This is a genomic window from Sphingomonas montanisoli (assembly GCF_008274695.1).
GTDB lineage: Bacteria > Pseudomonadota > Alphaproteobacteria > Sphingomonadales > Sphingomonadaceae > Rhizorhabdus > Rhizorhabdus montanisoli.
Map to the genome: position 1 here is coordinate 303,456 of NZ_VTOU01000004.1, position 17,044 is coordinate 320,499.

Consider the following 17,044-nt stretch of genomic DNA (forward strand, 5'->3'; position numbering starts at 1 on the left):
CGCCTTCGGCTCCTCGCAATGGCGAGGAGAGGGGGCTCAGCTTAAAACCCACTGTAACAACAATTGACTCACCCCACCCCCCTTCCTAAAGGGGCGACGCCTTGGCGGGATTGCTCGTCGGCATGGGCAAAACCGGACAAGGGTTAAGGCCATGACGAAGGATGATCCTGGGCAGGACTCGGCCAGCGGAGGGGACGATCGCCTGGCATCGCTCGATGAGCGATTGCAGGCGGCGCGTGACGCTGAAACGGTCAGGACGGCGCCGCAGCATGGGAAGCCCGAAAAGGGATATTCCCAAGGCAATCGCGTGCTTTCCGAACTGATCGCGGGTCCGGCTGGCGGTGCGTTGTTGGGCTGGCTTTTCGACCGCTGGCTCGGCACGTCGCCGGGGCTCCTATTGGTGATGATGACCCTCGGGATCGTGATCGCCTTCAGGAACATCATTCGGATTTCCAACGAGCGCCCGGAATAGCTTCCGGACGCTTTTGGCATAGACAGGGGTAGAGCGAGCGTGGCAGCCGAATCGGGCAAGATCGATCCGATGCACCAGTTCTTGATCGAACCGTTGTTCGGTCAGGATTGGCAGGTCGCTGGCCATAATATCGCCTTCACCAATTCGGCGCTGTGGATGGTGCTGACGCTGGGCGCGTTCTGGCTGTTCATGCTGGGCGGGATGAAGCGCGAGCTCGTCCCCGGCCGCTGGCAGGTGATGGTCGAAGGCGCGGTCGGCTTCATCGGTGATCTGATGAAGGCGAACATCGGGCCGGAAGGCAAGAAGTTCACCCCGTACGTCTTCTCGCTGTTCATGTTCATCCTGATCGCGAACCTGCTGGGCATGTTGCCGGTGGGCTTCGGCGGGGTGCACCCCTTCACGATCACCAGCCACCTGACCGTCACCGGCGTTCTGGCGGTGCTCAGCTTCGCGATCGTGCTGATCGTCGGCTTCGCACGGCACGGCTTTCACTTCTTCTCGCTGTTCATTCCGCATGGCACCCCCGGCTACATGGTGCCGCTGATCTTCTTCATCGAGCTGTTCTCCTTCATGATCCGTCCCTTCTCGCTGGGTCTGCGACTGTTCGTCGCGATGACCGCGGGCCACATCCTGATGAAGGTGCTGGCGGGCTTCGTGATCAACGGGATGAACGCCGGCGCGGGGATCGCGGCGATCGTCAGCCTGCCCAGCCTGATCCTGATGGTGGGTATCACCGTGCTGGAACTGCTGGTGTGCGCGATCCAGGCTTATGTGTTTGCGCTGCTGACGTCGCTCTATCTGAACGACGCGGTCAACCTGCACTGATTTTTCGTCAACTTATTCAACGTTTTAACTAGGGAGTTAATCATGGATCCTGTTGCAGCCAAGTATATCGGCGCTGGTCTCGCTGCCGTCGGTCTCGGTCTCGCCGCACTCGGCGTGGGCAACGTGTTCGCGCAGTTCCTGTCGTCGGCGCTCCGCAATCCGTCGGCCGCTGACAGCCAGCAGGGCCGTCTCTTCATCGGCTTCGCCGCCGCCGAGCTTCTCGGCCTGCTGGCGTTCGTTATCGCGATGATCCTGCTGTTCGTCGCCTAACAGACTGTCGCGGGGCCGGGCGACAAGCGTCCGGCCCCGTCTATATTGCCCTGACAGGGATTCTTCGATGCCTCAGATCGCACAAATCGCAGCGACCTATGCCTCGCAGATCTTCTGGCTGTTGATCGTTTTTGGCCTGATCTATTTCGTGATCGGGCGGGGAATGATGCCGAAGATCGAGGCGACCGTCGATGCGCGCGAGCGCAAGATCGCCGACGACCTCGCCGCCGCCCAGGCTGCCCATGCCCGCGCCGACGAGCTCGAAGCGGCGCATAGCGCGAAGGTGGAGGAGGCGAAGGCCGCCGTGCTCGCCGCCACTACCGAGGCCAAGAAGGCCGCTGGCCTGGAATCCGAAAAGAGCCTGAAGGCAGCCGATGCCGTGCTCGCCGAAAAGGCCGCCAAAGCCGAAGCCGCGTTGAACGCGGCCAAGACCGAAGCCCTGGGTTCCGTCGAGACGGTCGCCGCCGAAGTGGCGCAGGATCTCGTCGCCAAGGTTGCCGGCCTTACCATCGATGCGTCGGACGCCAAGAAGGCTGTCGGCGCCGTGATGGCAGCGTGAGGGAGATCCTGAAATGACCGCCCACACCGCCCACACGACGGCTCCCGCAGAGGAGCATCACGTCGATCCCACCGCGCTGGGCCTGAACGCCACGGCGTGGGTGTCGATCGCGATGCTGATCGTCATCCTGATCATGATCTGGAAGAAAGTGCCTGTCGTGATCGGCAACGCGCTCGACTCCAAAATCGCTGCGATCCGCGCCACGCTCGACGAAGCCACGCAGCTTCGTGCCGACGCCGAAAAGCTGAAGGCCGAATATGAGGCCAAGCAGAAGGCCGTCGACAGCGATACGGCTGAGATGATCGCGCATGCTAAGGCTGAAGCCGAAGCGATCGTCGCCCAGGCGCGCGTCGATGCGGCTGACCTGATCGAGCGCCGCGGCAAGATGGCCGAGGACAAGATCGCGGCTGCCGAGCGCTCCGCTATCGCCGAAGTTCGCACCCGCGCGGCTGATGCCGCGGCTGCAGCTGCTGCCAAGCTGATCGCCGAGCGTCATGACGCTGGCGCCGATAAGGTGCTTGTCGACAAGGCGATCGGTTCGCTGGGCCTGTCAGGCCGCGCCTGATCTGCTCGACTGACTAAGGAAAAGGGCCCGGGGTAACTCCCGGGCCTTTTTGTTTCTTTTCGTCATCGCGAGGAGCCACAGGCGACAAAGCAAGTACGGGCCTGGCTTCGCCAGCTCGCAATGACGAATGTTGGGGAATGAAAATGGGCCTGACGATCGCCACCGACGCTGACCTGCCCGAAGTCGTGGCGCTGGTGAACCTCGCCTATCGCGGTGGGGATCACGGTGGCTGGACCCGTGAGGATTATATCGGCGGCACGCGGACGACCGTGGCCGAACTGCGCGCGGACATTGCCGCCAAGCCCGATGCGCGGCTGATCCTGCTGCGCGAGGACGGCGTCCTACTCGGCACCGTGTGGATCGAGCCGGCGGGCGAAGGCGCCTGGTATCTGGGCTTGCTGACCGTCCAGCCAGATTTGCAGGCCGGCGGCATCGGCCGGCGGCTGCTGGAAGGCGCGGAGGACATGGCCCGATCGCTGGGCGGCGGGCGGATGCGAATGACGGTGGTCCACATTCGCGACACGCTGATCGCCTGGTATCACCGGCGCGGCTATGTGCTGACGGGTGAGACCTTGCCATTTCCCCATGGCGATCCGCCGCGGGACGATCTCAGCTTCGTGGTGCTTGAGAAGGCGCTTTAGCCACAAACTCTGTTGGGCGGGTCAACCCATCGGCCAGCGCTGGCGGCGCGCCTTGGCGGCGTTCAGCATGGCGGTGTAGGCATATTGGTCGATCGGGGTGAGGAACTCGGCGCCGATCCGGCCGCCCAGCGACCACACGACCTTTGCGGGAACATCGCCCAGACGCGGAAGCTGGAGCTTCACGATCGCGCCCTTTTCGGTCGATCCATATTCGCGGACCATGAAGCCCAGTGGCGAGACGTTGACCAGCAGCACGTCGGCCGCGCGATTCTGCGCGTCGATCATGCGGGTGGGCAGCGCAACCTCGTCGCGGGGTGCGCGGCGCAGCTCGGCGGCATCGATATCGGACTTTGGCACGGGCTGGGTCATTTCGGTCATGTCCTTGTGATAAAGACAAAATCGGGTCACCGAATTACCAAATGGTAAATCGTTACGCTTAGAACCGAGTTAATTTCGTCTTTCGTGACGGGCCGTTGGACCAACGTCGAAAACCGACGTCAGCGGGCGAGATCCGCCGGGGTCGTCGGCTCCGATATAATGGCTTCCATCCGCTTCCACCGCGCCTTTTCGGCGCGATTCAGGCTGGCGGTGACCATGTCCTGCCCCAGGCCGTAGTTAATGACGTAGCTACGGTAAGAATCGGTGAAGCTGAGGCTCTGTTTGGCCCGTTCGAGGCTGAGCAGCTGGTAATTCTGAATCAGGTCGATCGCCTTCGCGCGGTCGATCTTTCCGTCCAGATACATTTCGGCGATCGTAAGCCGCGCGCCGGCAAGCTTGTGGAGCAGGCCGAGCAAGCGATCGTACGGGGCGGCGGTTGCGGGATCGAGCCCGGCGAGGGGGTAGAGCTTGGCCGCTTCGAACGCGGTCTTCTCTGTGCCCGGAAAGGCGAGGTCGATCCCGGCGTTCGCCGATCCTTCGGCGATGAAGCTTTGCGGCGAATAGAGCGGATAGACGGTGAACTCGATCCAGCCCTTGGCGAGCGCGAGCTTCCGTTCGAGCAGCATGTTGAGCGCGTGATGCCCGGGGTAGCCTTCGTGGCACCCAAGGTCGATCGCGCGATCTATGCGCACTGGCAGGTCGGTGTTGACCTGGATCAGGCTGTGGGTGTCGCCCTTATACCAGTTGTAGCCGCTCCACGGCTTGCCGGTCACGAGCTCGAGATCGAACCGCTCCTGTGCGGGCAGCGCGATATGCGCGGCGGTGCGCGCACGGCATTCGGCGATCGCGGCACGCATGACGGGTTCGAGCCGGTCGGCGGGCACGACATAGCGATTCTGAAACGCGTCGACGCGTTGCCACAGCGGCCCATTGCCGGGCACGAGTTTCGCGATCTCCGCGATGACCGGGGCATAAGCCGACAGCGGCTCGAGCTTCGGGCGAACTGAAAACAGCCCCTCGGCCTCGTCGGCGAAGCTGAACTTGCGCCCGTTCTGCATCGCAAGCCGCGTAGTCGCGGCATGGGCTTGTCCCTTCAGGAAGGTCAGGCGACGGCGATCGTTGGCGCTGAGACCGGCCGGCTTCACCGCCGCGAGCTTCGTCTCGATCGCCTGCGCGCGGGCGAGCAGTTCCGCGGGCGTGCCGGGCTGCGCCTTCGCCTCTTCGGCCCAGATCTTCGGGCCATAATAAGCGTCGACATAGCCGGGCTCGCGCTCGCCGGCTTCGAGACTCAGGTGGACATAATCGGCCGCCAGCCCGTCGAGTGGGGAGGGCACGCGCTTGGCCGAAATGCTCAGCGCGGCAACCCCGATCAGGGTGAGCAGCCGAACCGCCGTCAAAGCGTCAGCACCCCATGTGCCTTCTTGCCCGCAGAAAGCTTCACGCCGTCGCCGACGACGGTGACGACCGCATTCTCGTCCGACACCTTTTCGCCGTCGACGCGTGCGCCGCCGCCCTTGATCAGGCGCTTGGCCTCACCCTTCGACGCGACGAGGCCGAGGTTGACGAGCGCGTCGAGGATGCCGATCGATCCTTCTGGCACCGCCAACGTCGGCAGATCCCCGCCGGCCGAGCCCTCTTCGAAGGTCCGTCGCGCGGTCTCGGCCGCAGCAGCCGCAGCTTCGGCGCCGCGGCACATCGTGGTCGCTTCGTTGGCGAGGACAATCTTCGCCTGGTTGATCTCCTGCCCGTCGAGCGCTTCCAGCCGCGCGATCTCGTCGAGCGGCAGGTCGGTGAACAGGCGCAGGAAGCGGCCGACATCCTTATCGTGGGTGTTCCGCCAGAACTGCCAATAATCGTAAGCGGGCAGCGCATCCTCGTTCAGCCACACCGCGCCCGACATCGTCTTGCCCATCTTGCCGCCATCGGCCGTGGTGATGAGCGGCGTGGTGATGCCATAGACCTCTGTCCCGTCCATGCGGCGGGCAAGCTCGATGCCGTTGACGATATTCCCCCACTGATCGGAGCCGCCCATCTGCAGGCGCACGTCCGCGCGGCGCGACAGCTCCATGAAGTCATAAGCTTGCAGGATCATGTAGTTGAATTCGAGGAAGCTCAGCGACTGTTCGCGATCGAGCCGCAGCTTCACCGAATCGAAGCTCAGCATACGGTTGATCGAGAAATGCTGCCCCACTTCGCGCAGGAAAGGGATATATTCGAGCTTGTCGAGCCAGTCGGCATTGTCGACCATCACCGCATCGGTGGGGCCATTCCCGAAGGTCAGGAACTTTTCGAACACGCGCTTGATCGACGCGACGTTGCCCGCGATGACGTCGTTGGTCATCAGCTTTCGCGCTTCGTCCTTGAAGCTCGGATCACCGATCTTGCCGGTGCCGCCGCCCATCAGGACGATCGGCTTGTGACCTGCCTGCTGAAGCCGGCGGAGCAGCATGATCTGCACCAGGCTGCCGACATGGAGCGAGGGCGCAGTCGGATCGAAGCCGATATACCCAGGGACGACGCCCTTGTTCGCAAGCGCATCGAGCGCGCCGGCATCGGTCACCTGGTGGATATAGCCCCGCGCATCGAGCAGGCGCAGCAGATCGGATGTGTAATCGGTCATAGCGCGCGGGCGATTAGCACGAATCGCCCGCGCGTCATCACTGCTTTCGCCCGTCAGGCGTGGGATAAAGCGCGGGTGGGTTCGGGCACTTCGGGCAGGGTGGCACGGGCTGCGGCGATGCCGGCCCCGACCACGATCGCATCCTCGACCAGCCCGGTGACCATCTGACTGCCCCGGCGCATGGCGATCATGCGCAGCGCGAATGTGGCGTAGGCGGAGAGCGCGGCGGTGGCGCCTGCGACGGCGGCTGCGGCGAAGCGTTCCTTGCGCGGCGACAGCGCCATGCCCGCCAGCGCGGCGTTGATGCTGCGGATCACCACGGCGGGCGGGATCGTCCGGTTCGGTGCGGTCTTCTGCTTGTCGCCGGCCAGTTCGTACGTCGCGGCCGCCGTGGCGCCGAGCGAGACCAGGGGATGCGCGAAGATGCGCAGCGCGCCATTGTCGGCGGGAAGGGTTCCGGTGCGCGCGGCATTGGCGACCACGGCGAGCGGGGTCATAGCGCGGGCGCCGCCGACGAGGCCGATCAGAAAAGCACGGAGCATAGGAATCCTTTCGATGTTCGTAGCGCTCAACGGATGGCGCGTGCTTTCGGTCCGGGTCTTCCATCGATCGGAGAGTTGGGGCAGTCGGAGGCCATGACGCTGTCGCTCATTCCCCATCCCGACTTTCCCGCCCACGCGATCGACGGGGTCGAAGTCGACATCCATCAGACAGACGACGACATGCTGCTAACCTACAGGGTCATCGGTGCCAGGCCGATGCGGCCCGAATGGGCGGTGGCGGAACGAGCCGACGGCCTTTGGCAAACCACCTGCTTCGAAGCCTTCATCCGGCCCGGAGACGGCCACAGCTATTTCGAGTTCAACTTCTCGCCTTCCACACGATGGGCAGCCTATGCGTTCGATCGCTATCGGGAAGGGATGCGTAACCTCGCCCTGCCAGTGGAGCCTTTTATTGAACGCACGGATGACGGCGTCGAAGTCGATCTCGACCTGTCCGTCATCCCGTATCTCCCCTGCGTCATGAGCGTGAGCGCCATCATCGAGGAAAAGGACGGCACCAAATCCTATTGGGCGCTCGCGCATCCGCCTGGAAAGCCCGACTTCCACGATCCGGCTTGCTTCGTCCTCGAACTCCCGGCACCTCGGCTTCCATGAACTTCGGTATCGACCGGCTCCTCGCCGACCCTACGCTCCGTAAACCGCTCGAGGGCAATCGCGTCTCCTTGCTCGCGCATCCCGCCTCGGTGACGGCGGACCTGACGCACAGCCTCGATGCGCTGGTTGCGGCGGGCATCAACATCTCGGCGGTTTTCGGGCCGCAGCATGGCGTGCGCGGCGACCTGCAGGACAATATGATGGAGTCGCCCGACTTCACCGATCCGACCTACGGCATGCCTGTGTTCAGCCTCTATGGTGAGGTACGACGGCCGACCGGCCAGTCAATGAACACGTTCGATGTGATGCTGGTCGATCTGCAGGACGTCGGCTGCCGTATCTACACCTTCGTCACGACGCTCCTCTACATCCTCGAAGCCGCTGCGATGCACGGCAAGAGCGTGTGGGTGCTCGATCGCCCCAATCCCGCGGGCCGCCCTGTCGAGGGGCTGACCCTGCGTCCAGGCTGGGAGAGTTTTGTCGGTGCAGGGCCGATGCCGATGCGGCACGGCATGACCTTGGGCGAGATGGGGCATTGGTTCATCCGCCACTTCAAGCTGGACGTCGATTATCGCGTGATCGCGATGGAGGGCTGGGCGCCCGAGGCTGCACCCTGCTTCGGTTGGCCGGTCGATCGTCCGTGGATCAATCCCAGCCCGAACGCCGCCAACGTCAACATGGCGCGGGCCTATGCGGGCACGGTGATGCTGGAGGGGACGACCCTGTCCGAAGCACGCGGCACCACCCGCCCGCTGGAAATGTTCGGCGCGCCCGATCTCGATGCCCGCGCTTTGATCGCCGAAATGCGCCGGATCGCGCCGCATTGGACCGAGGGCTGCACGTTGCGCGATGTCTGGTTTCAGCCGACCTTCCACAAGCATGTCGGGCAACTGTGCGCCGGCGTGTTCATCCACGCCGAGGGTGCGGCCTATGATCACGCCGCTTTCCGCCCGTGGCGGCTCCAGACGCTCGCGTTCAAGGCGATCCGGTCGCTGCAGCCCGATTACGATCTGTGGCGCGATTTCCCCTACGAATATGTGTTCGACAAGCTCGCGATCGACGTGATCAACGGCGGCCCCGCGCTGCGCGAATGGATCGACGATGCGGGTGCCGAACCGGGCGATCTCGACGCGCTGACCATTCCCGACGAGCAAGCGTGGATCCAGGAACGGCGCGAGCATTTGCTTTATTAACGCCATCCCTCACACCTCGTCATTGCGAGCGTGGCGAAGCAATCCAGGCCCGCATGTGAGAGGCTCGCGACCAACTCCAGTGCGGGCCTGGATTGCTTCGTTGCCTACGGCTCCTCGCAATGACGAGTGGATGTAAGCACTTTACAACTCCACATCCCTAACCCCATCCATATTTTCATCGCTACGCCTTTTTTGCCGCAGCGCACATGCATCCACCTCCGCTCTCCCGTTATCGGCTCTCGCAGTTCTTAAGCGTCCACGAGGATCCGATGACCTATCAAGACAAGATCGCGCACAACGCCCAACTCATCAGCGGCTTCGACGGCACCTGGGACGGGATCAGCGCCGAATCGGTCGCGCGGATGCAACTGCAGAACCGCTTCAAGACCGGCCTCGACATCGCGCGCTACACCGCGAAGATCATGCGCGAGGACATGGCCGCCTATGACCTGAACCCGGCCGACTACACCCAGTCGCTCGGCTGCTGGCACGGCTTCATCGGTCAGCAGAAGCTGATCAGCATCAAGAAGCATTTCGGCACCACCAAGCGCCGTTACCTCTATCTGTCGGGCTGGATGGTCGCCGCGCTCCGCTCGGACTTCGGCCCGCTGCCCGATCAGTCGATGCATGAGAAGACCAGCGTTCCCGCGCTGATCGAGGAGCTTTACACCTTCCTCAAGCAGGCCGATGCCCGCGAGCTGGGTGGCATGTTCCGCGAGCTCGACAAGGCGCGCGAGACCGGCAACGAGGTCGAGGCGCAGCGCCTGATCCACGCGATCGACAATTACGAAACGCATGTCGTGCCGATCATCGCCGATATCGATGCGGGCTTCGGCAATGCCGAGGCGACCTACCTCCTCGCCAAGAAGATGATCGAGGCGGGCGCCTGCGCGCTCCAGATCGAAAATCAGGTGTCGGACGAAAAGCAGTGCGGCCACCAGGACGGCAAGGTCACCGTGCCGCATGAGGACTTCCTCGCGAAGGTCCGCGCCTGCCGCTACGCTTTCCTGGAGATGGGCGTCGAGGACGGCATCATCGTCACGCGCACCGACTCGTTGGGGGCCGGCCTTACCAAGCAGATCGCGGTCAGCAACGAAGCCGGCGACATCGGCGACCAGTATAACAGCTTCCTCGATTGCGAAGAGATCGATCCGGCGACCGCGCGCAACGGCGACGTGATCCTCAACCGCAACGGCAAGCTGCTGCGCCCGAAGCGCCTGCCATCGAACCTGTTCCAGTTCCGCGAAGGCACTGGCGCCGATCGCTGCGTCCTTGATTGCATCACCTCGCTCCAGAACGGCGCGGACCTGCTCTGGATCGAGACCGAGAAGCCGCATATCGAGCAGATCGCGTCGATGGTGGATCGCATCCGCGAAGTGATCCCGAACGCCAAGCTGGTTTACAACAACTCGCCCTCGTTCAACTGGACGCTCAACTTCCGCCAGCAGGTGTTCGATGCCTGGGCCGAAGCGGGCAAGGATGTGTCGGCTTATGATCGTGCCCGCCTGATGTCGGTCGATTATGACGCGACCGATCTGGCGATCGAGGCCGACGAGAAGATCCGCACCTTCCAGAAGGATGCAGCGGCACGCGCCGGCATCTTCCACCACCTGATCACGCTGCCGACCTATCACACGGCCGCGCTGAGCACCGACAATCTCGCCAAGGAATATTTCGGCGACGCGGGCATGCTCGGCTACGTCAAGGGCGTGCAGCGCAAGGAAATCCGCGAAGGGATTGCCTGCGTGAAGCACCAGAACATGTCGGGCTCCGACATCGGCGACGATCACAAGGAATATTTCGCCGGTGAAGCCGCGCTCAAGGCCGGTGGCGCCCACAACACGATGAACCAGTTCGCGGCCTAAAAGCCGCAGCCTAGTTTCGCGGGCCTCGCCCGTGAAAATCCGGGAGCCTCATGGCCCGGGGGAGCAATCCTCCGGGCCATTTTTTTAATGCTGGTGCCGCAGGATCATCGCGACCCGCTCGTTGGCAGCGCGGCCGGCGGGGGTCTTGTTGTCGCCGATCGGATCGGCCCCGCCGCGACTGTGCGCAGTCAGGCGGCTCGATGCGATGCCGCCAGCGTGGAGCGCGTTGACGATCCAGTCGGCGCGCGCCTGCCCCAGTTTCAGGTCGGCGGCGGGATCGGCCGTCGCGGCGGTATAACCTATCACCTCCAGCGAAACGTTGGGATTGGCCTTGAGGATCGCGACCCCGCGCTCGATCCGCACTTTCGATTCCATCGTTGGTTCGATCGATCGACCGTCAAATTCGCGACCGCCCAGTTCAAAGCGACGCTCGGTGTCGTCGTCGGACGCAAGCCAGTCGACCATGTCGCGGCCAACCGACCCCTTGGGCGCGGTCAGCACCGATCCGTTGGGCAGCGCCACCACGGCAGAAAGATCGGCAGGCGGCGTCGTTTCCACCGCGGGCGTGTCGCTCCACGAATTGATCAGCATCACCAGCGCCACGACCAGCAATAGCGGCAGTGCGAATACGGCAAATCGCGCCATCGGAACCCCCATCCGCAGGCCCGCCGATCGCCCCGATCATCGCCTGTCCGCGACAATATGACCCAAAGTCGTCATTGCGAGAAGCCGCAGGCGACGAAGCAATCCAGGCCCGTAAAGGAGGGGTTCGCGACCTTCCCGGTGCGGGCCTGGATTGCTTCGCTACGCTCGCAATGACGAGTGGGAAGGCTAGGGCGCCTACTTCTTTCGCCCGAGCGAGCGCATCGCGTCGTCGAGGCCGCTCAGGGTCAGCGGGAACATGCGGTTGTCCATCAACTCGCGGATCATCCGGGTCGATTGCGACGAGGGCCAATAGCGTTCTTCGACCGGGTTGAGCCAAGCCGCGGACGAATAGACGTTGGTCAGCCGCTGGAGCCACAAAGCTCCCGGTTCCTCGTTCATGTGCTCGACCGATCCGCCCGCGTGCGAAATCTCGTACGGGCTCATCTGCGCGTCGCCCACCATCACCAGCTTATAATCGTGCCCGAACTTGTGGAGCACGTCCCAGGTCGGCGTTCGTTCGGCGAAGCGGCGGCGATTGTCCTTCCACAGCCCTTCGTAAACGCAATTGTGGAAGTAGAAGAATTCGAGATGCTTGAACTCGGTGGTGGCCGCCGAAAACAGCTCCTCGACCATCTTGATATAGGGATCCATCGATCCGCCGACATCGAGGAACAGCAGCAGCTTAACCGCATTGCGCCGTTCGGGCCGCATCTGGATATCCAGGAAGCCGCGCCGCGCGGTTCCGTCGATTGTGCCGTCGATGTCGAGTTCGTCTGCTGCGCCTTGTCGTGCGAAGCGGCGCAGGCGGCGCAGCGCGACCTTGATGTTGCGCGTGCCCAGTTCGACGTCGTTATCGAGATTCTTGAACTCGCGCTTTTCCCAGACCTTGATCGCGCGCTTGTGCTTGCTCTCGCCGCCGATGCGCACGCCTTCGGGATTGTAGCCGTTATTGCCGAAGGGGGAGGTGCCGCCGGTGCCGATCCACTTGTTGCCGCCTTCGTGCCGACCCTGCTGCTCCTCAAGCCGCTTCTTGAGCGTCTCCATGATCTCGTCCCAGTCGCCCAGCGACTTGATCTCTTCCATCTGTTCGGGCGTCAGGAATTTCTCGGCAACGGCTTTCAGCCAATCCTCGGGCAGTTCGGTCGCTTCGCCCGATTCGTCGAGCAAGCCCTTGAAGACTTTGGCGAACACTCGGTCGAACCGGTCGAGCAGCCCCTCGTCCTTCACATAGGTGGCGCGGGCCAGATAGTAGAATTCCTCGGGGCTCCACCCGATCACGTCGCGGTCCATCGCCTCAAGCAGCGTCAGATGCTCCTTGAGGCTCGCGGGAATACCCGCGCTGCGCAATTCGTCGAGGAAGGCGAAGAACATCAGCTATGCCTACCATCATGGTGGCGCGTCCACCACAGCGCAGCCAGGCTGACGATGGCGGAGGCCGACAGGTAATAGCCGACATAGGAAAGGCCGCCGCGCTCGGCCAGATATTGTGCCACGGCGGGAACGGGCGCGGCGCCAAGGATGCCGGCGATGTTGAAGGTCATCGACGCACCGGTATAGCGGACCCGCGGCGGGAACAGCGAGGGCAGGAAGGCGCCCAGCGGTCCGTACACGAACCCCATCATGAACAGCGCCAGCGCAAGCCACACGAAGATCGGCGTGAGATGCCCGCCTGCGAAGAGGGGGCCGAGCAGCGCCCCGGTCGCGATCGTGCCGATGCAGCCCGCAATCAGCACGTAGCGCGGGCTCTTCACGTCGGACCACCAGCCCGCCAGCATGATGCCCGCGGCCATGAACAGGATCGTGACAAGCTGCACGCCCAGGAAGGTCTCCTTGGGAATGCCCAGATTCTTGGTCGCGTAACCGAGTGCAAAGGCGGTCGCTAGATAATAGGTCGCAAAGCACGCGACCGCGGCGAAGGTGCCCGCGACCGTCGGCACCATATGTTCGCGAAACAGTTCGGCGATCGGCACCTTAGCGGGCTCCGCCTCTTCCAGCGCGGCCTTGAACGCGGGCGTCTCGGTCAGCTTCAGCCGCACCCACAGCCCGACCCCGACCAATACGGCCGAACCCAGGAAGGGCAGGCGCCACCCCCACGCCATGAACTGCTCCTGCGTCATGGCGACACCCAGGATCAGGAACAGGCCGTTCGCCGCGATGAAGCCGACGGGTGCGCCGAGCTGCGGAAACATGCCGTAGCGCCCGCGCTTGTTCGGCGGCGCATTCTCGACCGCGAGCAGGGCCGCACCGCCCCATTCGCCGCCAAGGCCGAAGCCCTGTCCGAAGCGTAGCAGCGCGAGCAGGAAGGCGCCGAGCCAGCCGGCGGCTTCGTAGGAGGGGAGAAAGGCGATCAGAAGGGTCGATCCACCCATCACCATCAGTGACGCGACCAGAGTCGACTTGCGCCCGATCCGGTCGCCGAAATGACCGAACGCCCACGCGCCAAGCGGCCGCGACAGGAAGGCGAGGCCGAGCAGAGTGTAGGACCAGATAAGCTGGGTCGAGGGCGCGAAGCCGCCGAAGAAGGTCGGCCCGAACACCAGGCTGGCTGCGGTCGCGAAGATATAGAAGTCGTAGAATTCGACCGACGTGCCCGTCAGGCTCGCCAGCAATATGCGCCGTGGCGACGGCGGCGCGATGGTGTCGGTCATATATCCCCTCCGTATCGCGCCGGATTGGCGCGCGCAGGGGCGGGGGTCAAGGTCGGCGAACGACCTCGCCGCTCGTCATTGCGAGGAGCCGTAAGTGTCGAAGCAATCCATCCCGCAGATCGGAGTGGATTGCTTCGCTACGCTCGCAATGACGAGTTAGGACGATGCCGTCTTAGCGGCAGCGGGCCTCGCCGCGGTCAATCGACCGACCGAGAAGGCCGCCGCCTGCCGCACCGAGCACCGTACCCAACAGCGACGAGCGACCGTTGTCGAGCGCGTTGCCGAGAACACCGCCGGCGAGTGCACCGACGATCAGGCCGGTCGTTCCGTCCTTGCGCCGGCAATAATACCGGCCGTCGTCTCCGCGATAGACGCGATCGTTGCGACTTAGGCGGCGCTCACGATAGCGGCGATCGTCGCGATAATAGCGCGATGCATCATAGTGATCGCCATTGCGACGGTCATAGCGGTTCCAGTCATATTGCCGGCCGTTGCGCCATTCGTCGCGGCGATCGTTGCCGCGACGGTCGTCGCGCCAGTCCCGACGGTCCTGCGCGAGGGCGGGATCGGCGGCCACCAGGACGGGTGCAGCCGTCATCGCCATCATCGCGGCGAGAATAAATTTACGCATGATTCTTTCTCCGTCGGGTTGGACGAAGCGAGAACCATGAAGTGTCCACTAGGTTGCATTAAGGAAAAATTACGGATCATTCAGCTGTTTGAAAGCAACGCCTCGCACGCGATGCCCGGTTTTCCGCGTCAAGCGAAACATCTGGAGAAAAGGGAATTTTCTCTCTTGCGTGCCGCGGTGGATGAGGCACTATAGGTGGGGTCGGCATACAGGGGCTGACGCAAATTGTGGTGGTTCGACTGGGAAGGGCGGGGGCCCTCACGAATCGCTGCAACGAGCCGGGACATCGTCGGATTTGCCGACGGGCGGGGTGAAATCCGTCCGGGAAGCACTATCTATGTGCCAATGCCCTTGATATGAACGTAACAGGAACAAAGCCCCGCGAGCGGTGGTGTGGACGGAGTAAGGGCGGTGGATCTTTCTGGCAGCAGCGAAGTGAGCTCGAACGACGTGGCGACGATGGTGGAAGCGGCCGTGAAGGCGGCCAAGAAGGATGCGATGGATTCGACGACGATCCTGCCGCAGCCTTATCCTGTCGAGGTCGATCATGGTCGCGACGCGCTCCTCACCGATTTCGGCAAGGAGACGCTGAAGGACCGCTACCTCCTGCCCGGCGAGAGCTATCAGGACCTCTTCGTCCGCGTCGCATCGGCCTATGCCGATGATCAGGCGCACGCCCAGCGGCTCTACGATTATATCTCGAAGCTGTGGTTCATGCCGGCCACCCCGGTGCTGTCGAACGGCGGCACGGGCCGTGGCCTCCCGATCAGCTGCTATCTCAACTCGGTCGACGACAGCCTGGAAGGCATCGTCAACACGTGGAACGAGAATGTGTGGCTGGCCGCGCGCGGCGGCGGCATCGGCACCTATTGGGGTTCAGTGCGCGGCATCGGTGAACCGGTCGGCCTCAACGGCAAGACGTCGGGCATCATCCCCTTCGTCCGCGTGATGGACTCGCTGACGCTCGCGATCTCGCAGGGTTCGCTGCGTCGCGGTTCGGCCGCCTGCTATCTCGACGTCTCGCATCCGGAGATCGAGGAGTTCCTCGAAATCCGTAAGCCTTCGGGCGACTTCAACCGCAAGGCGCTCAACCTGCACCATGGCGTGCTGCTGACCGACGCCTTCATGGAAGCGGTGCGCGACGGCGCGGAATGGGAGCTCAAGAGTCCCAAGGATGGCTCCAAGCGCGGCTCGGTCGATGCGCGCGCGCTGTTCCAGAAGCTGGTCGAGACCCGACTGGCGACCGGCGAGCCGTATATCGTGTTCAACGACACCGTGAACCGCACGATGCCCAAGCATCACCGCGATCTGGGCCTCAAGGTCTCGACCTCGAACCTGTGTTCGGAAATCACGCTGCCCACCGGCCGCGACCATCTGGGCATGGATCGCACCGCGGTCTGCTGCCTGTCCTCGCTCAACCTCGAAACGTGGGACGAGTGGAACGGCGACAAGATGTTCATCGAGGACGTCATGCGCTTCCTCGACAACGTCCTGCAGGACTATATCGATCGCGCGCCGGACGAGATGGCGCGCGCCAAATATAGCGCCAGCCGCGAGCGTTCGGTCGGTCTGGGTGTCATGGGTTTCCACAGCTTCCTCCAGGCGCGCGGCCTCGGCTTCGAAGGCGCGATGGCGAAGAGCTGGAATCTCAAGATTTTCAAGCATGTGAACGCCGGTGTTAACGAGGCGTCGATGCTGCTGGCGACCGAGCGTGGCCCGTGCCCCGACGCGGCCGATCAGGGTGTGATGGAGCGTTTCAGCTGCAAGATGGCGATCGCGCCGACCGCTTCGATCAGCATCATCTGCGGCGGCACCTCGGCCTGCATCGAGCCGATCCCCGCCAACGTCTATACCCACAAGACGCTGTCGGGCAGCTTCTCGATCAAGAACGTCTATCTGGAAAAACTGCTCGCGACCAAATCCAAGGATTCGGACGCGGTGTGGAACTCGATCCTCGAAAAGGGCGGTTCGGTCCAGCATCTCGACTTCCTGACCCCGGAAGAAAAGGACGTGTTCAAGACCAGCTTCGAGATCGACCAGCGCTGGCTGATCGAGCTTGCGGCCGATCGCACGCCCTATATCGATCAGGCGCAGTCGCTGAACCTGTTCATCCCGGCCGATGTCGAAAAGTGGGATCTGCTGATGCTCCACTTCCGCGCGTGGGAACTGGGCATCAAGTCGCTTTACTATCTGCGGTCCAAGTCGATCCAGCGCGCGGGCTTCGCCGGCGGGGTCGAGGCCGACAACACGATCGACCTTCGCCAGATCGAGGTCGAGGTGAAGGATTACGACGAATGTCTGGCCTGCCAGTAAGAGGCTGACGTGGACGACCTCAACATCCCCCTGATCATCGCGGGCGTGACCGTGCTGGTGGGCCTGCTGTGCCTTGGCCTCGCGTTCGTCGCGTTCGGCAAGGCGCGCAAGGCCGCTCGCGCGCCGGCGGGCGCGGTGCTGGGTGAGGGCGAGGAAACCCCGGCCCAGCTTCGCGCCTTCGGCGCCCGCAATCTCCTGTCGGCAGCGGTCATGTTCGCGCTCGCCGTCGTCATCATCCTGTTCAGCTGAACGGAAGGTTCAC

General features: G+C 63.4%; 19 protein-coding genes. 11 read left to right on the forward strand and 8 right to left on the reverse strand.

Features of this window, described 5'->3' with window-relative positions:
• Nucleotides 1-151: 151 nt before the first annotated feature.
• The 6 genes from FYJ91_RS17980 to FYJ91_RS18005 all read left to right on the forward strand — a co-directional run bounded on the left by FYJ91_RS17980 (nt 152) and on the right by FYJ91_RS18005 (nt 3,332).
• The gene (locus FYJ91_RS17980; protein WP_149523687.1) at nt 152-472 is read left to right on the forward strand and encodes an AtpZ/AtpI family protein; all 321 of its coding nucleotides are present in this window, start codon (nt 152-154) and stop codon (nt 470-472) included.
• 39 nt (nt 473-511) lie between these two features.
• Nucleotides 512-1,297: a F0F1 ATP synthase subunit A gene (locus FYJ91_RS17985; RefSeq protein WP_149523688.1), complete on the forward strand. Its 786-nt coding sequence runs from the start codon at nt 512-514 to the stop codon at nt 1,295-1,297.
• 42 nt (nt 1,298-1,339) lie between these two features.
• On the forward strand, nt 1,340-1,567 hold the full coding sequence (locus FYJ91_RS17990) for a F0F1 ATP synthase subunit C (protein ID WP_149523689.1): 228 nt from the start codon (nt 1,340-1,342) through the stop codon (nt 1,565-1,567).
• Nucleotides 1,568-1,634: 67 nt separating this feature from the next.
• Complete coding sequence (locus tag FYJ91_RS17995) at nt 1,635-2,126, forward strand: F0F1 ATP synthase subunit B family protein (RefSeq protein ID WP_149523690.1); 492 nt, start codon at nt 1,635-1,637, stop codon at nt 2,124-2,126.
• 13 nt (nt 2,127-2,139) lie between these two features.
• Complete coding sequence (locus FYJ91_RS18000; RefSeq protein WP_149523691.1) at nt 2,140-2,691, forward strand: F0F1 ATP synthase subunit B family protein; 552 nt, start codon at nt 2,140-2,142, stop codon at nt 2,689-2,691.
• 143 nt (nt 2,692-2,834) lie between these two features.
• Nucleotides 2,835-3,332: a GNAT family N-acetyltransferase gene (locus FYJ91_RS18005; RefSeq protein WP_246152711.1), complete on the forward strand. Its 498-nt coding sequence runs from the start codon at nt 2,835-2,837 to the stop codon at nt 3,330-3,332.
• Between the two features lie 21 nt (nt 3,333-3,353).
• On the opposite strand, the gene FYJ91_RS18010 is transcribed toward FYJ91_RS18005, so the two are convergent.
• The 4 genes from FYJ91_RS18010 to FYJ91_RS18025 form a co-directional block, all read right to left on the reverse strand.
• Nucleotides 3,354-3,701: a PilZ domain-containing protein gene (locus FYJ91_RS18010; protein ID WP_246152712.1), complete on the reverse strand. Its 348-nt coding sequence runs from the start codon at nt 3,699-3,701 to the stop codon at nt 3,354-3,356.
• Between the two features lie 128 nt (nt 3,702-3,829).
• A complete protein-coding gene (locus FYJ91_RS18015) occupies nt 3,830-5,107 on the reverse strand; it encodes a hypothetical protein (protein WP_246152713.1) in 1,278 nt (425 codons plus the stop codon).
• The gene (tyrS, locus tag FYJ91_RS18020) at nt 5,104-6,330 is read right to left on the reverse strand and encodes a tyrosine--tRNA ligase (protein WP_149523694.1); all 1,227 of its coding nucleotides are present in this window, start codon (nt 6,328-6,330) and stop codon (nt 5,104-5,106) included. The genes FYJ91_RS18015 and tyrS overlap by 4 nt, the downstream gene beginning before the upstream one ends.
• A gap of 53 nt (nt 6,331-6,383) precedes the next feature.
• Nucleotides 6,384-6,872 carry a DUF4126 domain-containing protein gene (locus tag FYJ91_RS18025; RefSeq protein WP_149523695.1) on the reverse strand — a complete coding sequence of 163 codons (489 nt, stop codon included), beginning with the start codon at nt 6,870-6,872 and terminating at the stop codon, nt 6,384-6,386.
• Nucleotides 6,873-6,965: 93 nt separating this feature from the next.
• Here FYJ91_RS18025 and FYJ91_RS18030 point away from each other — a divergent pair, with 93 nt between their 5' ends.
• From FYJ91_RS18030 to FYJ91_RS18040, 3 genes are all read left to right on the forward strand, one after another.
• The gene (locus FYJ91_RS18030; protein WP_246152714.1) at nt 6,966-7,487 is read left to right on the forward strand and encodes a DOMON-like domain-containing protein; all 522 of its coding nucleotides are present in this window, start codon (nt 6,966-6,968) and stop codon (nt 7,485-7,487) included.
• Complete coding sequence (locus FYJ91_RS18035) at nt 7,484-8,680, forward strand: exo-beta-N-acetylmuramidase NamZ family protein (RefSeq protein WP_149523696.1); 1,197 nt, start codon at nt 7,484-7,486, stop codon at nt 8,678-8,680. Before FYJ91_RS18030 ends, FYJ91_RS18035 begins: the two co-directional genes overlap by 4 nt.
• 269 nt (nt 8,681-8,949) lie before the next feature.
• On the forward strand, nt 8,950-10,545 hold the full coding sequence (locus FYJ91_RS18040; protein ID WP_149523697.1) for an isocitrate lyase: 1,596 nt from the start codon (nt 8,950-8,952) through the stop codon (nt 10,543-10,545).
• 84 nt (nt 10,546-10,629) lie between these two features.
• Here the strand turns inward: FYJ91_RS18040 and FYJ91_RS18045 are convergent, their stop codons facing one another.
• The 4 genes from FYJ91_RS18045 to FYJ91_RS18060 form a co-directional block, all read right to left on the reverse strand.
• Nucleotides 10,630-11,190: an OmpA family protein gene (locus FYJ91_RS18045; protein ID WP_181008571.1), complete on the reverse strand. Its 561-nt coding sequence runs from the start codon at nt 11,188-11,190 to the stop codon at nt 10,630-10,632.
• Nucleotides 11,191-11,385: 195 nt separating this feature from the next.
• Nucleotides 11,386-12,561, reverse strand: coding sequence for a vWA domain-containing protein (locus FYJ91_RS18050; RefSeq protein ID WP_149523699.1), 1,176 nt, complete (start codon nt 12,559-12,561; stop codon nt 11,386-11,388).
• Entirely contained in the window at nt 12,561-13,838 is a 1,278-nt protein-coding gene (locus FYJ91_RS18055; protein WP_149523700.1) for an MFS transporter, read from the reverse strand. The genes FYJ91_RS18050 and FYJ91_RS18055 overlap by 1 nt, the downstream gene beginning before the upstream one ends.
• A gap of 172 nt (nt 13,839-14,010) precedes the next feature.
• Nucleotides 14,011-14,469, reverse strand: a complete 459-nt coding sequence (locus FYJ91_RS18060; protein ID WP_149523701.1) for a glycine zipper 2TM domain-containing protein — start codon at nt 14,467-14,469, stop codon at nt 14,011-14,013.
• A 411-nt stretch (nt 14,470-14,880) separates the two neighbouring features.
• On the opposite strand from FYJ91_RS18060, the gene FYJ91_RS18065 reads away from it, so the two are divergent.
• Together FYJ91_RS18065 and FYJ91_RS18070 are read left to right on the forward strand one after the other, a co-directional pair.
• Nucleotides 14,881-16,782 (forward strand): ribonucleoside-diphosphate reductase subunit alpha, encoded by a 1,902-nt coding sequence (locus FYJ91_RS18065; RefSeq protein WP_149523702.1) that lies wholly within the window; start codon nt 14,881-14,883, stop codon nt 16,780-16,782.
• 9 nt (nt 16,783-16,791) lie between these two features.
• Nucleotides 16,792-17,031 carry a hypothetical protein gene (locus FYJ91_RS18070; RefSeq protein WP_149523703.1) on the forward strand — a complete coding sequence of 80 codons (240 nt, stop codon included), beginning with the start codon at nt 16,792-16,794 and terminating at the stop codon, nt 17,029-17,031.
• The last annotated feature ends 13 nt before the right edge of the window (nt 17,032-17,044 follow it).

Excerpts from the sequence above, each read along its gene's own strand:
- FYJ91_RS17980 (WP_149523687.1), top strand. The coding sequence starts at position 152 with ATGACGAAGGATGATCCTGGGCAGGACTCGGCCAGCGGAGGGGACGAT.
- FYJ91_RS17990 (WP_149523689.1), top strand. The coding sequence starts at position 1,340 with ATGGATCCTGTTGCAGCCAAGTATATCGGCGCTGGTCTCGCTGCCGTC.
- FYJ91_RS17995 (WP_149523690.1), top strand. The coding sequence starts at position 1,635 with ATGCCTCAGATCGCACAAATCGCAGCGACCTATGCCTCGCAGATCTTC.
- FYJ91_RS18000 (WP_149523691.1), top strand. The coding sequence starts at position 2,140 with ATGACCGCCCACACCGCCCACACGACGGCTCCCGCAGAGGAGCATCAC.
- FYJ91_RS18005 (WP_246152711.1), top strand. The coding sequence starts at position 2,835 with ATGGGCCTGACGATCGCCACCGACGCTGACCTGCCCGAAGTCGTGGCG.
- FYJ91_RS18010 (WP_246152712.1), bottom strand. The coding sequence starts at position 3,701 with ATGACCCAGCCCGTGCCAAAGTCCGATATCGATGCCGCCGAGCTGCGC.
- tyrS (WP_149523694.1), bottom strand. The coding sequence starts at position 6,330 with ATGACCGATTACACATCCGATCTGCTGCGCCTGCTCGATGCGCGGGGC.
- FYJ91_RS18025 (WP_149523695.1), bottom strand. The coding sequence starts at position 6,872 with ATGCTCCGTGCTTTTCTGATCGGCCTCGTCGGCGGCGCCCGCGCTATG.
- FYJ91_RS18030 (WP_246152714.1), top strand. The coding sequence starts at position 6,966 with ATGACGCTGTCGCTCATTCCCCATCCCGACTTTCCCGCCCACGCGATC.
- FYJ91_RS18035 (WP_149523696.1), top strand. The coding sequence starts at position 7,484 with ATGAACTTCGGTATCGACCGGCTCCTCGCCGACCCTACGCTCCGTAAA.
- FYJ91_RS18040 (WP_149523697.1), top strand. The coding sequence starts at position 8,950 with ATGACCTATCAAGACAAGATCGCGCACAACGCCCAACTCATCAGCGGC.
- FYJ91_RS18045 (WP_181008571.1), bottom strand. The coding sequence starts at position 11,190 with ATGGCGCGATTTGCCGTATTCGCACTGCCGCTATTGCTGGTCGTGGCG.
- FYJ91_RS18050 (WP_149523699.1), bottom strand. The coding sequence starts at position 12,561 with ATGTTCTTCGCCTTCCTCGACGAATTGCGCAGCGCGGGTATTCCCGCG.
- FYJ91_RS18055 (WP_149523700.1), bottom strand. The coding sequence starts at position 13,838 with ATGACCGACACCATCGCGCCGCCGTCGCCACGGCGCATATTGCTGGCG.
- FYJ91_RS18060 (WP_149523701.1), bottom strand. The coding sequence starts at position 14,469 with ATGCGTAAATTTATTCTCGCCGCGATGATGGCGATGACGGCTGCACCC.